The sequence below is a fragment of the Clostridium sp. BL-8 genome (genome assembly GCF_002006495.1).
In the GTDB taxonomy this organism is placed as follows: Bacteria; Bacillota; Clostridia; order Clostridiales; family Clostridiaceae; genus Clostridium.
Map to the genome: position 1 here is coordinate 199,268 of NZ_LZZL01000012.1, position 15,689 is coordinate 214,956.

Genomic DNA, 15,689 nt, shown 5'->3' on the forward strand with positions numbered 1-15,689 from the left:
TTGAGCTGTTCTAAGTTTCTTAATGGGAGCTTGTTCCATTTATTGCTTGTCCTAAAAATGTTTTAGGAGCATGCAGAAATGGATGCATGCTCCCATTTAGAAACTTACAGCGAAAATTTCATAAGTCCTGTGGAATAAAAATGTATGTTATTTCGGTAAGTTATCACATAATTCTAAATCCAAAGCTGGATATCTATATTAGTCTCTTAATGTAGCTCCAAGCTTATATTCTAGAGATTTTAAGATCTTCTCATGAACTTTATTAACGTCTTTATCTGTTAATGTTTTATTTTCATCCCTATACCAGATTGCATAAGCAATACTCTTTTTGCCTTCTGGAATTTGTTTTCCTTTATATATATCAAATAATTCTACTTTTTCAACCAGGTTTCCACCAGCTCTTTTAATTGTTTCATCAATTTCTTGAACCAATAAATTATCATCAACAAGAAGTGCAATATCTCTTGTTACTGCTGGGAATTTAGGTAATGCTTTATATTTCTTATCCATATCTGAACTTTCATATAAAACATCTAAATCTAATTCAGCTGCAAAGCATGGTACTTCAATGCCATAGTTTTCTGAAACATCTAAATGAACTTCTCCAAGTGTTCCAGCATTATTTCTACCTATTATAAGCTTAGCTGTTTTTCCTGGATGGTAGCTTACATTTTCGCTTTCTCTTTCAAATTTAGGATTTTTTATTCCAAGACCTTCTATTATATTTTCAACCACGCCTTTAAGGTCTAAATAATCACAATCTCCATACATACCTATAGTTAAAACATTCTTTTCTGTTGGAAGCGTTGTATCATCTTCATTTGGAATATAAACTTTACCCATTTCAAACAATCTAACATATGAATTATTTCTAGAGTAATTTCTTCCAAGAGACTCCATTATTGAAGGAAGAGTTGATGTTCTCATTACGCTGTAATCTTCACCTAATGGGTTCTTTATCTTAACTACTTTTCTAAGTTCACTGTCTTCTGGTAAATTAATTTTATCAAATACCTTTGGTGATACGAAAGAGTAACTTATAGATTGATTTAATCCACTTCCTGTAGCAAGTAATACCACTCTGTTGTCTAATAAACCTTTTCTATATCTAGGTTCTCTTTCTGTAGAAACCTTAAAGATTGTTGTAGGGATCTTTTCATAGCCGTAAATTCTTGCAACTTCTTCAGCTATATCTTCTCTAATTGCGATATCAACTCTGAAAGTTGAAGCCGTTACAGCTAGCATATCTCCATTTATTTCTGTAAACAAATCAACACTATCTAAACATCTCTTCATTTCTTCTTTTGAAAGATCTGTTCCAAGGAATTTGTTAATCCAGTTTGAATCTACAATTACAGTTGATACTTCTTTTTTGTTGTTATAAACATCTATAGTACCTTCCATAACTTCTCCTGCATTTAATTCACATACAAGGCTACATGCTCTGTTTAATGCAAGTTCTGCTAAATTAGGATCTATATCTTTTTCAAATCTTCCAGAAGCTTCTGTTCTTAAATTTAATTTCTTTGAGTTTACTCTTATATTAGTACCATCAAAGTTTGCACATTCAAAAATAACTTCTGTAGTATCTTCTTTTATTTCTGAATTTAATCCACCCATTATTCCTGCAAGACCAATTGTCTTATTTCCGTCTTTAATACAAAGAGTTGAATTATCTAATTCTCTTTCCACTTCATCCAATGTAGTGAACTTTTCTTTATCCTCTGCTCTTTCAACCACTATTTTATTAGTAGTAATTTCTCTCTTATCAAAAGCATGCATTGGTTCACCAATTTCAAGCATAACAAAGTTTGTTATATCAACTATATTGTTAATAGGTCTAACGCCTGCTTCAAGAAGTCTTTCCTGCATCCAGCCTGGCGATGGCTGAACTTTAACATTTTTAATTCCTCTAGCCATGTATCTATTGCAAAGATCATCTTTTACTTCAACAGTTAATTCTTCATTTATATTCTTATTAGCTTTTGCTTCATATTTGAAACTTGGCATCTTATAAGTTGTTCTAAGAGCTGCTGCTGTTTCTCTAGCCATACCGACCATACTTAAGCAGTCTGGTCTGTTTGAAGTTATTTCAAAATCTAAAATAGCTTTATTTAAGCCTAAGATTTCTTTAATATCAGCTCCAAGTTTAGTATCACCAGGTAAAATCATTAATCCATGAACTGGCTCATCTCCAGCTGTACCTAATTCTTCTTCTGAACAGAACATACCATTAGATACTACCCCTCTAAGCTTACCTTTTTTAATTTTTGTTCCATCAGCCAAAGTAGAACCATGAAGTGCAACTGGTACAACATCTTGTTCCTTCATATTAGTTGCTGCTGTAACTATTTGTATTTCTTCACTTCCTATATTAACTTGACATATGCTTAATTTATCTGCATCAGGATGCTTTTCAATCTTTGTAATTTTTCCTGTAACTACATTTTCAATTACATCCCCTTGAATAATAAGTTCCTCTAATTGTGAACCTGTCAAAGTTAACTTATCTCCTAATTCTTTAGGGCTTACATTTATATCAACATAATCTTTAAGCCAATTATATGGTACTTTCATTTTGTTTCCTCCTTTTGATCATAAGGCATTTTTTTACCTTCCAGTGTCACACATTAATGTGTTTGAAGAGCTTCATTTTATGCTCCTTTTAAGATTTTCATTCTAAAAATATACCTTTTTATATTCTTAAGAATGCTTATGGTTATATTCGTAAATTGTTCTATTTTAAACTATTTAAATTGTTGTCTTTTTATATTCTTAAATTTATAAATTCTTAAGTTTCTAGAATTGATTTAAGAATCTCATATCACTTTCATATAGTAATCTTATATCGTCTATACCGTACTTTAACATTACCATTCTATCAACACCAAAACCAAAAGCAAATCCGCTATAGACTTCTGGATCAAGACCACAATTTCTAAGAACATTTGGATGAACCATTCCACATCCTAAAAGTTCTATCCAGCCGCTGCCCTTACATACTCTGCAGCCTTTACCACCACATACAAAGCAAGTTGCATCCATTTCTGCTGATGGTTCTGTAAATGGGAAATGATGTGGTCTGAACTTAGTTTGGACTTTATCGCCAAACATCTTCTTAGCAAACAATTCTAAAGTACCTTTTAAATCAGCAAAAGTAACTCCTTTATCAATAACTAAACCTTCCATTTGATAAAATATAGGTGAATGAGTAGCATCCACTGAATCTGATCTATATACCTTACCAGGTGATATCATTTTTATTGGTGGCTTTTGATTCTCCATAGTTCTAACTTGAACTGGTGATGTTTGAGTTCTAAGAACTATATTATCATTAATATATAAAGTATCCTGTTCACTTCTTGCAGGATGGTTTTTAGGAATGTTTAAAGCTTCAAAATTATAATGATCTAATTCAACTTCTGGTCCTTCTTCAATTGTGAAGCCCATTGAAATAAATATTTCTTCCATACTTTGAAGAGTTAGATCTAAAGGATGTCTCTTTCCTATAACTTTCTTTCTTCCTGGAAGTGATATATCTATAGTTTCACCAGCAAGCTTTTCTGCCTTTTCTTTTCCTTTAATAGCTTTTAAAGCTCCTTCTAATTTTTCTTCAACAACGGCTTTGGCTTCATTAACAAGCTTTCCTACTATTGGTCTTTCCTCTGGAGATAACCCTCCCATACCTCTTAATATTGTAGTAAGTTCTCCTTTTTTACCTAAGAACTTTACTCTTATTTCTTCTAATTCGCTGCTAGTTTTAACAGCTTCAATTTTGTTTAATGCAAGTTCTTGTAATTCTTTAAGTTTTTCTTTCATGTTCTTTCTCCTTCCAAAAATTCAATTTCTAATTTGCAATTTGCTGCGGGTAATTTTAAAAGACTCTCAGGATTTTATGCATATAATATTTTTCAGCTTTTAATTTACTGCCACCTGCCAATTAAGCAATTGAATAGATTTTTTTGCATAAAAAAACGCCCCCCTCATAAAAAGGGACGAAATATCCGCGTTACCACCCTAATTGGAATCTTAAATAAAGATACCCAACTTAATTTAATTAACGACTTTCTTTGCCGCTAGCTACTACTATTAATTTCACAGCTAGAACTCCTGAGCGAACTTCGATATTATACTATTTAAGAAGGCTTGCAGTCTATGACCTTCTCTCCCTTAAAACTTTTCTAATATCTACTTTCTCATTCACAGTTTTTATATATATGGTTAATACAACTTATTATACAAATAAATTCTAAAAATATCAATACCTTTTCTAAGTTTATGCGCAACTTACCGAAATAAGTAATATGTTGTGTTTCGGTTTCTATTTGTTTCATCAATTTTTTCCTTCCTAAAACAATCTATTTATAAAAGTAGATACTTATTTACTTGTATCATGATTCAGTTATTTATAACACTATTTCTTTCTTAGGAATAAATTAAAATGTTTAGAATAGTAATCTGAATTTTCCACATTATATTCTGTCTGTTCTAAGGTCGGAATAACAAACTCAAATTCTGAAAAATATGTTTTTATATCTTCTATATCAACATAAAAATGCGGTACATTTTTTTCTGGTTCATCCTCATCTCTCAAAATAGTATTACTATCAATACGCTTGTACTGTTCAGCTCTTTGATATGAATATGTGTTTTTTGAAATCAAAGTAATAAATACTTCTCCATTTCTTTTTAGTACCCGCCTAATTTCTTCAAGAGATTTAATAAATCCTTGAATATCAGTGTGATAAATGACATTGTAAGCTATCAAACAATCAAAGGTTTCATCTTCAAATGGTCGATTAAGCATATCACATACTTCTGTTTTTATAGATAGCTGTTCTCTTTCCGCCCAATTATTTAAGTTATTTACAGCATATTCAGATAAATCTACAGCTTTCACTTCATATCCATTTTGTGCAAATAACACCGAACGTCTTCCTATATCCACACCCTAAATCAAGTAACTTTTTAAATCCTTTTGCTTTCCACATTTCAACTAAATAAAAAGACTCTATGCAAGGTTTTAACCAGTAGTCGCTTTCATTTTCACTCCAATCCCAAACTTTCGATTTAATCATAAATTCTCTCCAAAAACTTTTTTTAGATTTAATTGAAACAACTTATATTTACAAAACTTTCATCATTAAATAATCCGAACTATAAGATCCATCTTTAAATTTGAAAGCATTCTCCCTCGTTCCATAGGTTTTAAATCCAAATTTTTCATAAAGTTTTATGGCCTTCTGATTCCGAGTTACCACTTCTAACTCAATCTGTTCATAACCAGCTCTATTGGCACAATCTAAAATTTCTCTTATCAAAGCATTTCCTATCCCAAGATTCCACGCATCTTGTATAATTGCTATTCCAAAAGTTGCTCTATGTAATACTCTAATCTTATCTCCAATGGGACTTATACTTGCACTCCCAACAAGTCTATCATCAATAAAAGCTGAAATCATAACATTATTATTACTCTTATTAAGTTCTTTAATAAATTGTTCTTCCTCATCCAAAGTTATAGATACTTCTTCTGGATATCTTGTCAAAAAGTCTGTTTCTGATGCTATTTGTTTTAAATACTCAATCAATTTTTCAGCATCCTCCATGACAGGACTCCTTAAAACACATTCCTTTCCATCATTCAACTTTATCCTCTTACTTTCAAAAATCACATATAACACACCCATTCATTTCAACTTCATTTTAAAAATAGTTATTAAATCTTCATTTACTTTTGCAGAATAATTATACCATATTTTTCAAACTTTTACTACAGTTTGGATACTCACAGAATCAGTTAATACATTTACAAAACACTGCACCAATATCTACGCCAGAAATCAAATACATTTGTGTGTAGCAGGCATTTGAAAATTTCGATAATAAAAGCACTTAATAGGAACTTGTTCAACTTTTGCTTGTCCAGCCGAATGACTGGAGCAGGCTAAAGTTGATGCAAGCTCCCATTTAGTGCTTTCAGCGAAATTTTCATAGTCCTGCGTAACACAAATGTATTTGATTTCGGTTGATTGTGGTTAAGTCCGGTTTGCGCGTTGTAACAATTATTACAACTCATTTTGTCTCACTTTTTCATACATAATAACAGATGCAGCTATTGCTACATTTAAGGATTCAGCTTGACCTGGCATAGGTATCTTTACTTTTGTGTCTGCCATGCTTAATACTTCCTCACTTACTCCATTACCTTCGTTTCCAACAGTTAAAAGCACTTTGCCTTTTAAATCTACATCAAAAAAGTTTTTATCTGCATCTAAAGAAGTAGCAACTAAATTAAAGCCTTTACTTTTTAGTTCTTTTACTAACGAAAAATCCTCATCATCATATTGAATAGGAATATAAAATATAGAACCCATTGTAGATCTTATGGTCTTTTCATTATATATGTCTACAGTGCCTTTAGTTAATACGATTCCACTCACCCCTGCTGCATGAGCTGTCCTTATTATAGTCCCTAGATTACCTGGATCTTGAAGTTTATCACAAAGCAGATAGAAATCCCCTTCTGATCTAAGCTCCATTGTATTCATATTTATGACTGCCAGTATTCCTTGAGGGTTTTCTGTAGAAATAAGTTCTTTAAATAAATTATTACTTATTTTAAAAATTTTCATTTCATCATTTATATATTCGCCTAAAAATTCACCAACCTTATCCTCTGCATCTTCAGCTACAATTAAATAATCTATATCAACTTTTGCTTTGAATGCTTCTTGAACCAGTCTAAATCCTTCAATTATATACTTATTAGTTTTAACTCTGTTCTTTCTCTCTTTAAGTTTTTTTGTATTCTTAAATAGATTGTTTTCTTTACTCTCAATAAATATCAAAGCTCTACACCTCAAAATCACATACATAGTCTAGTAAACAAGCCATAGATATTATACTCCATCATTTTCTAGAGTATGTAATATATTTGTATATAAAAATAAAATGCGACTTAAGCCGCATTTTATGTATTAAGCATTTAATTGTTTTTTAGCTACTTCTACTAATTCAGCAAATGCTTTAGGATCGTTGATAGCTATTTCAGATAACATTTTTCTGTTTATGTCTATTCCAGCTAACTTGATTCCATTCATGAATTTAGAATATGATAAATCATTCATTCTTGTAGCAGCGTTGATTCTTGCGATCCATACGCTTCTATAATCTCTCTTTTTATTCTTTCTTCCAACATAAGCATTTCTTAATGCTCTTATAACTGATTCATTAGCAGTTTTAAATAACTTGCTTTTTCCGCCATAATATCCTTTTGCAAGTTTTAAAACTTTTTTATGATTTTTACGAGAATTCTTCGCTCTCTTTACTCTTGCCATTACTTAAACCTCCTGCACTACCTCTATATTATAGGTATGGTAATAATTTCTTCATTACTTTTACTTGTGTTTCTGAAACATATCCAGCTTTTCTAAGATTTCTCTTAGTTTTTGAACTCTTCTTTGTTAAGATATGGCTCTTAAAAGCTTTAGCTCTCTTAAGTTTACCTGTACCTGTCTTTTTAAATCTTTTTGCTGCTCCTCTATGAGTCTTCATTTTTGGCATGATTAAAATCCTCCTCTCAAGTTATGCCTTTTTAGGCCCTAAAACCATTGTCATGCTTCTGCCTTCCCTTTTAGGTCTTTTTTCTATTAGGCAGACATCTTCTAATTTAGCTGCAAAGTTATCAAGAATCTTTTGTCCTATATGGCCAAGTTCCATTTCTCTACCTCTAAATCTAACAGTGATTTTAACTTTATCTCCATCTAATAGGAACTTTCTAGCATTTTTTGCTTTTATGTCAATATCATGTTCCTCAATCGTTAGACTTACTCTTATTTCTTTAATACTTATAACTTTTTGTTTTTTCTTAGCATCTTTTTCTTTTTTTGATTGCTCATATATAAACTTACCAAAGTCCATAATCTTGCAAACCGGTGGTTTTGCACTAGGAGAAATCATAACTAAGTCAAGTTCTTTTTCTTCAGCAAGTCTCTTTGCTTCAATTGATGAGATAACACCTAGCTGTTCCCCATCACTTCCAATTACTCTAAGTTCTTTTTCTCTAATTTGTTCATTTATAGGAAAATCTTTATTAATATTTTTCACCTCCGAAAAATTACATGCATAATAAAAAAGACGGCCTTAAGCCGTCTCACATTATCAATACTCATTGCATAGATATCCATGTAAACCCGCACTAGTAGACTTAACACTGTAGGGTGAGAAACGGCTGTTTCTTCTTAACGAATATGAGTATAACATCATTACTAATACATGTCAATATTTTTTTGCTATTATTTTTTCAACTTTATATTCATCATTTATGTCACAGAAAGTAACTCTATTTTCAAATACATTTTCTATTGTATCTAAAAACTCTTTATTGGTACAGTTCTCTTTTCCATAAATTTTTATATTCTTAGGCGCATTAGTTATAAGACCACTTATTAAAACATCCTCTATATTAAGATCTAATTTACCTTGCTCCGTTGCAATTTCATTAAAAAAATCATAATATAAATCCTTACCAGCTTTATCTTTTACCTGATAATTATTGTTATTCTCTATTATTATATTTATTTCTTCTATTTTACATTCTTGTAATTCCACAAAATACTTTAAGAGCTTGATAAATTCTTTATACTCCTTTTCTACCATATACCTTTCTACTACCTTATCTATGACCTTTTCTATATCGTTTCTAAGCTTTCTCATCCTAAAGGTTATAAAACCATCTATATTTATCTCTTGCTTTTCACATATACACTCTCTAATTTTTTCTATCATGGAGTTTATTTTATTTAAACAATATATCGACTCCTCATTTTCTCCTATGTCTTCACATTTTAATACCTTTAATATTTCATCTTCAACTTCTAATATTTCACTTTGCTTCAAGAAAAAATAGTTGTCTGTCAGAAATTCAAGCATTTCCTTCTTTCTATAATTTTCAATAACTATTCTATATAAAATATTACTAACATATAAATTAGTAATTTCTTCTATTTTTTCATTGTAAGAATTTTCTTCGCAAATTATTTTAATTATGTGAGTTTTTCCTTCTATACTTTCAACAAATCCAATAACGATATCTTTCTTCTTCAGTAACTCTCTTAGCTCTTGTAGATCGCGGGAAATGGTTATGTCTTCGCTATAAGCTAATTTTAGAATAAGCATGGATTTCACTCCCTTCTTAATATTAGTATGTATTAAAAATTTAAGGATATGCAGAATTTAAATTTTAATTTTAATGCAACTGTGTCCAATTTTTTATATTGAAATAATTAAATTGACAGTTTTCATTTTGAAGTCCACAATATAATTTAAATTCAACATGATGCTTAAATATTAATTTTTTTAATTAATGAAATATCAATTACATATATAATAAGGAGCGCTATATGCATTGTTTTATTGATTACAGAGTTACTAAAGAAGAACTATTAAACCTTTCAAAATTAAATCTAAATCCAATATTGATTCCAAAATGTACTGATGTATATGAGGCTATAAACGGTCATCCTGATATTCAATTAAATGTCCTTAATAACAACTCAGCTAATGCTATTATTATTCAGAAAAATATTTCTGAAAATTTTAAGGAATTATTAAAATCAAATAATATAAACTACATTATTTCAAAAGAATCATTGGCCAGCAAATATCCCAGTGATATTATTTTAAATTCTTTAATCTTAGAAAACTATTTTATTCATAATTTAAAGTATAGTGATGAAAATCTTTTAAATTCGCAAGCCTCAAAGATACATATACACGTATCACAGGGATATACCAAATGTTCTATCCTTCCAGTGAGAGAAAATGCATTAATAACAAATGATAACGGACTTTATAAATCTTTAAAAAATTATGGTTTTGATATTCTTCTGCTTCCTTTTGGAGATATATTACTACCCTCATTAAACTACGGTTTTATAGGCGGGGTTGGCGGCATGATATCTGACAATCAAATGGCTTTCTTTGGTGATTTGGATAGTTACAAATGGGGAGATTCTATAAAGAGATTTCTTTCTAAATATGATGTCTCACCTATTGCACTAAGAAAAGGAAAATTAATAGATAGAGGTAGTTTATTAACCTTATAATCATGTCCACTATATAATATGATTTCTATTTTTTTATGTTACTTTTTGCAAATATAAATAATTCAGCTTTGAAACTAGGTTTATGTGGTAGCTTACCAAAATAACACACATTTTTATTTCTGGTGAGAGTATCACATAAACTCTAGCAAATATATAACTATATTTATATAGTTAGTTAAATGTGAAATTTGGGTATCCTATAGCTAAAGACAAATAATTTATAGAGAAATATTTCATACTAAAAAGATAGTAAAAATGGGAACCTCCAAATTTACTATCTTTTTTATTTCTTCATTAATTATCTCAATATTTTGTTTCTTATTTCATCGCCTAATTTTTCAGCCTTTTGCTTCACTAACTCTCCCATGCTGCGCATTTCACTTCCCATATCTTGTGCTATTTCTTTCATTTCATAGCCCATCTTCTCTGCTCTTTCTTTTATTTCTTTAGTAAAATCAACCATGTATAATTCCTCCCTTTTATAAAATGATTTTATTTATGCTATAAGTTTGCCCCAAAATAGGAATATTATTAATAAAAGTTTGATTTCTTTTAATAAATTCAAGTAATTCATTTTATCTCCATTATGTGGTCACCAACCGAAATCACATAAGAATTTAATAAAAATATATAATTATCCTAGTATGCAATTAATTTTAAAGATAATTTTTTAAAATTACTTTGACATATTATATTTATATCATTTAAACTATTATGGATATTGATAATTTATCAATGACCATTATAAATAAAGTTAGGTTAATATTTTTTATCGAATTTATATAATTATTGTAATTTAGGAGGTAACAATGAGCATACTTACAGTTAAAAATATGAATCACGGTTTTGGGGATAGAGCTATCTTTGAAGATGTTTCATTTAGATTATTAAAGGGAGAACATGTTGGTCTTATTGGTGCTAATGGTGAAGGTAAATCAACATTTATGAATATAGTAACTGGAAAGCTTATGCCTGATGAGGGTAATGTAATCTGGTCAAATAATGTAAGAGTTGGTTATATGGATCAGCACGCCGCACTAACTAAAGGACAAAGTATTAGAGATGCTTTAAGAGATGCATTTAAATATCTTTTTGACTTAGAAGCAGAAATGAATTCCTTATACGAAAAAATGGGTGACTGTACTGAAGATGAATTAAATAAAATGCTTGAAAGAACAGCTACAATTCAAGATATGCTTGATCACAATGGTTTTTATGTAATTGATCCAAAGGTTGAAGAAGTTGCAAAAGGTCTTGGACTTTTAGATTTAGGCTTAGATAGAGATGTCGATGACTTGTCAGGTGGACAAAGAACTAAAATTCTTTTAGGAAAGCTGCTGCTTCAATCCCCTGATATTCTACTTTTAGATGAGCCTACTAACTATTTAGATGAAGAGCATGTAGAATGGCTTAAGAGATATCTTCAAGCTTATGAAAATGCATTTATATTAATTTCGCATGATATTCCATTTTTAAATTCAGTAGTTAATTTAATATATCATGTAGATGAAAGAAAGCTTACACGATATGTTGGAGATTATGATGAATTCCAAAGGATATATGCAATAAATAAAGAAAAATTAGAAGCTGCTTATGAAAAGCAACAAAAAGAAATTGCAAGACTTGAAGATTTCGTTGCTAGAAATAAGGCTAACGTTGCTACTGCTAACATGGCTAAATCAAGACAAAAGAAATTAGATAAAATGGACGTAATTGAACTTTCAAAGGAAAAACCAAAGCCAGAATTTGATTTCAAAACAGCTAGAGCTTCAGGCAAAGTAATCTTTGAAACTAAAGATCTAGTTATAGGCTATGACTCACCTCTTACCAAGCCACTTAACTTATATATGGAGAGAGGACAAAAAATAGCTTTAGTTGGAGCTAACGGTCTTGGTAAATCAACATTACTTAAGAGCTTACTTGGAAAAATTAAACCTTTAAGCGGAGAAGTTCATCTTGGAGATTATCAGCACATAGGTTATTTTGAACAGGAAGATAGGGGTGATAACCGCAATACCTGCATAGAAGAAGTATGGCAGGAATTCCCTGGTTACACTCAATATCAAATAAGAGCTGCTTTAGCTAAATGCGGACTTACAACAAAACAGCTTGAATCTCAAATAAGAGTTTTATCAGGAGGAGAAGCTGCAAAGGTTAGACTTTGTAAGATTTTAAACAACGAAACAAACATCTTAATCTTAGACGAACCTACTAATCACTTAGATGTTGATGCAAAGGATGAACTTAAGAGAGCTTTAAAAGAATATAAAGGAACAATTCTTTTAGTTTCTCATGAACCTGAATTTTATAGAGATATAATTACAGAAACTTGGAACTGCGAAGATTGGACAACTAAAATAATATAAAGATTATAAAAAAGAACTGCTTAGAATTCTAGCAGTTCTTTTTACAATTAAATAATCCAACAATAAAAAAAGTTGCACATACATTAATTACTGAAAAAACTATTAGTATAATATTTCGTCTTAAGTCCTTTACTGCATCTAAAAAGAAATATTTAAATTTATCAATGTTTATAGACTTGTCCCTTTTTTATACGGATGTATTTTAAAGTATAATCTTAAATATCTTCCCTTTTCGCTCCAATAACTTATTATCACTAAAAGTTGAATATTCCCCTATTTCTATTCCCAAGCGATTATACATAGAAAATACCTTTGGATGTGTTGATTTTAAATAAATTGCTTTATAATTTTTATATTTATAATATTGTATTATTTTCTTCAACCACAGTTCTCCATTTCCTCTGCCTTCTTTAGATATATGAAAATAGTTGAATATCAAAATCTCTTTATTATCTTCATCTATGTATATAGGTTCTTTAAAAAACATCTTATAATCAATTATCCCACTGCTAACAAGAGCAATGCCTAAACATTTTTCATCTTTCCTCATAATATGAAAGTCCATATTCATATTTTTATTGTTTTTAACATCTTCAATTAATTTACAACAATGATAAACTTCATTGTAATCATCCCATTCATTTTCTGCTTTGAACTGTAGATTTTGTATTATTGGACTAAGATATTCACTTTTAAATTCTTTTGAAATTCCAAAATTAATACCATTAATTTCACTAATAATCTCCATTCTCTGCACCTTTAACCCGTAATATCTTTTTCTCTTTTTAACTCAACCGCCTGCTTAAATATTTCTCCTAAAACTAAAGCTATACAGGCTATTATAATATACATAATAAAGCTTCCTTTAAGAGATCCAGATTGTGTACCAATAAACTCAAAATTGCTTTCCTTTTTCCAATTTATAACTCCATCGATTACTGCCATTAAAATCATAGAATATCCGATTCTTTTAAATCTCTTAACATTATCTAGGGAAAATGGTGTTGAATTAGTACTATATACAATCTTACGCAAATCGTAAACTATTAAGAAATATATTAAAACCAACATAAAACCAATACAAGTATTAACATTAAATCTAAAAGGTAATCCTGTTGTTATAAATCCTAATATTAATAATCCTAACATAATTGATATAATGTTTAATAACACTTTACTAAAACTAACTACTAAATGTTTTTTCATGCAAAAATCTCCTTATTAAATACAATATTACCAATATATCACTTTTATTGGAGATATTCAACATACATTTATTAGTTTTGAATACCAAAAGACCATCCAATTAGGTACACTAATATACGTTAAAACATCTATCATAAATAAAAAAAGAATGATCTACTAGGGTGTTATAGACCATTCTGAATACTGATTAATATTTATTAATATTTATTTAATTATTGGGTAAATAATATTTTAACTACTTTATATTTGTCTAGTACAAGAGATTTGTGACAATAATATGACATTTCACGTTCTCTACATACATTTATAAAATTATTCTATAAAGAATTCTTCAAGTTTATCCTTACTTCATACATAATTTTATATTGATATATGAAGTATATCATAAATTATTCCCTCTTCTGATTTTACCTTGCTTAAATCATCTATAAAGTAAAATACATTATATTTCCACTTGTCTGGATTATAAATAACCATATATTCTGTTTCTTTAATTTTAGGGATCTCTTCTTCTATTTTATCTTTTAAATTATTAAGGCTTTCTTGTGGCTGTATTTCTCTTGATATTTCAAATAAATACTTACTATCTTTAAATCTTTCTGTTGTTGTATCAATTAACGGTATTCCTACATTTACATTCTGCCATCCAAAAGAAGTTATTATGTTATCATAAAAGCCATTAAATAAGAACTTATTTAATCCATTACTATCCTTCCAAATATATAAAGGACAATAACTATTTTGTAAGCTTTTATTCTTTCCTTTTTCTGTTATTAGATATAATTTAAACTTCAAATCCTCAAATCCATCTGTTTTATATCCGTTATTTTTCACTCTATCCTTTATTATTTTCATATCATAATCCCTTGGTAGTATAATCTTATATTGCATTGCTATCATTTCCTTTAACCTCCTTTTCGCTTCTATTTTATAAGTAAAATTATTACTCAATTCATCTATTAGTTTTTACACTTACAGTTTAACTCCTCATATAAAAATTGTATAATACTTATAAATAATCTTTAATATCACTAATAGTGATAGCAAAGATAAATTAATTTTAATGAAATGAAAGGTTCCTACGCTATGGAAATTAACGATTTAAGAATATTTCAAACAGTTGCTTATGAAAAGTCTATATCAAAAGCCGCTTTAAAACTTGGTTATGCACAATCAAATATAACTATGCGGATTAAATTGCTTGAAAATAAATTGAACACTACTTTATTCGTTAGAAACAATAAGGGTACTATAATTACAGCTAACGGAGAAAAATTACTTAAATATACAGATAAAATTCTTAAATTAATCGATGAAGTTAATGATGAGTTTCTTCCTGCTAAAGTTACTTCTGCCATTAAAATAGGTGCTACTCAAACTATTTCCGCCTCAATTTTGCCAAAATTATTTTCTTTATTTTATGAGAAAAATCAAGACGTATCTTTAATACTAAAAACAGAAAAACAAAAAAACCTTCTAGATATGATTATAAAAGGTGAATTAGATGGTGCTTTTATATCTTGCGACATTGCATCTTCACAGATAAAAAAAGTTATTACTTTTAAGGAAGAACTTGCACTAGTGTCTTCCTTAAACATTGCTGATATTAATAACTTAACTACTCCAATAATAGTGGCCTCAGATGCTAATTGTCCTTATCGTAAACTGTTACAAAAATGGTTAATTTATAATAATTCTAAGCCTGCTGCTATTATTGAATTTGATTCATTAGAATCTATTATTAAAGGTATCTCTGAAGGTCTAGGAATATCACTTTTACCAAGGAGTATTTTACCTAAAAATAATAATTTTTTTGTTTATGATTTAAAAGGTGACTTTAGCGAATTAGAAGTTAAGTTTATAGTTAATAAAAATTTAAAAATAAACACTTTGCTTAAAAGCTTTATTAATATAGCCAATAACTATGTCTCCAATTTTCACTGATTAACTTTTTACTATTATTCATCCATGTCTTATCCATAATAATTTAATTCTTGTATATACATTT

At 29.2% G+C, this 15,689-nt stretch carries 17 protein-coding genes and 2 other annotated features; of the genes, 3 read left to right on the forward strand and 14 right to left on the reverse strand.

Annotated elements, in window-relative coordinates:
* Positions 1-198: 198 nt before the first annotated feature.
* The 10 genes from pheT to ytxC form a co-directional block, all read right to left on the reverse strand.
* A complete protein-coding gene (pheT, locus tag CLOBL_RS06095) occupies positions 199-2,577 on the reverse strand; it encodes a phenylalanine--tRNA ligase subunit beta (RefSeq protein ID WP_077858199.1) in 2,379 nt (792 codons plus the stop codon).
* Between the two features lie 222 nt (positions 2,578-2,799).
* Entirely contained in the window at positions 2,800-3,819 is a 1,020-nt protein-coding gene (gene pheS / locus CLOBL_RS06100) for a phenylalanine--tRNA ligase subunit alpha (RefSeq protein ID WP_077858200.1), read from the reverse strand.
* A gap of 169 nt (positions 3,820-3,988) precedes the next feature.
* Positions 3,989-4,213, reverse strand: a binding site (T-box leader).
* 201 nt (positions 4,214-4,414) lie between these two features.
* Entirely contained in the window at positions 4,415-4,927 is a 513-nt protein-coding gene (locus CLOBL_RS06105; RefSeq protein WP_242953790.1) for a class I SAM-dependent methyltransferase, read from the reverse strand.
* Positions 4,902-5,078 (reverse strand): hypothetical protein, encoded by a 177-nt coding sequence (locus tag CLOBL_RS28475; protein ID WP_242953791.1) that lies wholly within the window; start codon positions 5,076-5,078, stop codon positions 4,902-4,904. The genes CLOBL_RS06105 and CLOBL_RS28475 overlap by 26 nt, the downstream gene beginning before the upstream one ends.
* A gap of 48 nt (positions 5,079-5,126) precedes the next feature.
* Complete coding sequence (locus CLOBL_RS06110) at positions 5,127-5,648, reverse strand: GNAT family N-acetyltransferase (RefSeq protein ID WP_242953792.1); 522 nt, start codon at positions 5,646-5,648, stop codon at positions 5,127-5,129.
* Between the two features lie 420 nt (positions 5,649-6,068).
* Positions 6,069-6,851 carry an RNA methyltransferase gene (locus CLOBL_RS06115; protein ID WP_077858201.1) on the reverse strand — a complete coding sequence of 261 codons (783 nt, stop codon included), beginning with the start codon at positions 6,849-6,851 and terminating at the stop codon, positions 6,069-6,071.
* A gap of 129 nt (positions 6,852-6,980) precedes the next feature.
* Positions 6,981-7,340 carry a 50S ribosomal protein L20 gene (rplT, locus tag CLOBL_RS06120; protein ID WP_009170234.1) on the reverse strand — a complete coding sequence of 120 codons (360 nt, stop codon included), beginning with the start codon at positions 7,338-7,340 and terminating at the stop codon, positions 6,981-6,983.
* A 28-nt stretch (positions 7,341-7,368) separates the two neighbouring features.
* A complete protein-coding gene (rpmI, locus tag CLOBL_RS06125) occupies positions 7,369-7,566 on the reverse strand; it encodes a 50S ribosomal protein L35 (protein WP_009170233.1) in 198 nt (65 codons plus the stop codon).
* Positions 7,567-7,587: 21 nt separating this feature from the next.
* Positions 7,588-8,109, reverse strand: coding sequence for a translation initiation factor IF-3 (gene infC, locus CLOBL_RS06130; RefSeq protein WP_077858202.1), 522 nt, complete (start codon positions 8,107-8,109; stop codon positions 7,588-7,590).
* Between the two features lie 16 nt (positions 8,110-8,125).
* Positions 8,126-8,251: a sequence feature (ribosomal protein L20 leader region), on the reverse strand.
* A gap of 29 nt (positions 8,252-8,280) precedes the next feature.
* Positions 8,281-9,180 carry a putative sporulation protein YtxC gene (gene ytxC / locus CLOBL_RS06135; RefSeq protein WP_077858203.1) on the reverse strand — a complete coding sequence of 300 codons (900 nt, stop codon included), beginning with the start codon at positions 9,178-9,180 and terminating at the stop codon, positions 8,281-8,283.
* Between the two features lie 224 nt (positions 9,181-9,404).
* Here ytxC and CLOBL_RS06140 point away from each other — a divergent pair, with 224 nt between their 5' ends.
* Positions 9,405-10,109 carry a DUF6873 family GME fold protein gene (locus tag CLOBL_RS06140; RefSeq protein WP_077858204.1) on the forward strand — a complete coding sequence of 235 codons (705 nt, stop codon included), beginning with the start codon at positions 9,405-9,407 and terminating at the stop codon, positions 10,107-10,109.
* Between the two features lie 298 nt (positions 10,110-10,407).
* Here CLOBL_RS06140 and CLOBL_RS27910 read toward each other — a convergent pair whose 3' ends face one another.
* On the reverse strand, positions 10,408-10,572 hold the full coding sequence (locus tag CLOBL_RS27910; protein ID WP_179117690.1) for a hypothetical protein: 165 nt from the start codon (positions 10,570-10,572) through the stop codon (positions 10,408-10,410).
* A 346-nt stretch (positions 10,573-10,918) separates the two neighbouring features.
* Between CLOBL_RS27910 and CLOBL_RS06145 the strand changes: the two genes are divergently transcribed.
* Entirely contained in the window at positions 10,919-12,475 is a 1,557-nt protein-coding gene (locus CLOBL_RS06145) for an ABC-F family ATP-binding cassette domain-containing protein (protein WP_077858205.1), read from the forward strand.
* A 202-nt stretch (positions 12,476-12,677) separates the two neighbouring features.
* On the opposite strand, the gene CLOBL_RS06155 is transcribed toward CLOBL_RS06145, so the two are convergent.
* The 3 genes from CLOBL_RS06155 to CLOBL_RS06165 all read right to left on the reverse strand — a co-directional run bounded on the left by CLOBL_RS06155 (position 12,678) and on the right by CLOBL_RS06165 (position 14,581).
* A complete protein-coding gene (locus tag CLOBL_RS06155; protein ID WP_077858206.1) occupies positions 12,678-13,223 on the reverse strand; it encodes a hypothetical protein in 546 nt (181 codons plus the stop codon).
* Positions 13,224-13,234: 11 nt separating this feature from the next.
* Complete coding sequence (locus CLOBL_RS06160; protein WP_077858207.1) at positions 13,235-13,681, reverse strand: DUF2975 domain-containing protein; 447 nt, start codon at positions 13,679-13,681, stop codon at positions 13,235-13,237.
* A 360-nt stretch (positions 13,682-14,041) separates the two neighbouring features.
* Positions 14,042-14,581: a DUF4865 family protein gene (locus tag CLOBL_RS06165; RefSeq protein WP_077858208.1), complete on the reverse strand. Its 540-nt coding sequence runs from the start codon at positions 14,579-14,581 to the stop codon at positions 14,042-14,044.
* A 186-nt stretch (positions 14,582-14,767) separates the two neighbouring features.
* On the opposite strand from CLOBL_RS06165, the gene CLOBL_RS06170 reads away from it, so the two are divergent.
* Positions 14,768-15,625 (forward strand): LysR family transcriptional regulator, encoded by an 858-nt coding sequence (locus tag CLOBL_RS06170; RefSeq protein ID WP_077858209.1) that lies wholly within the window; start codon positions 14,768-14,770, stop codon positions 15,623-15,625.
* Positions 15,626-15,689 lie beyond the last annotated feature (64 nt).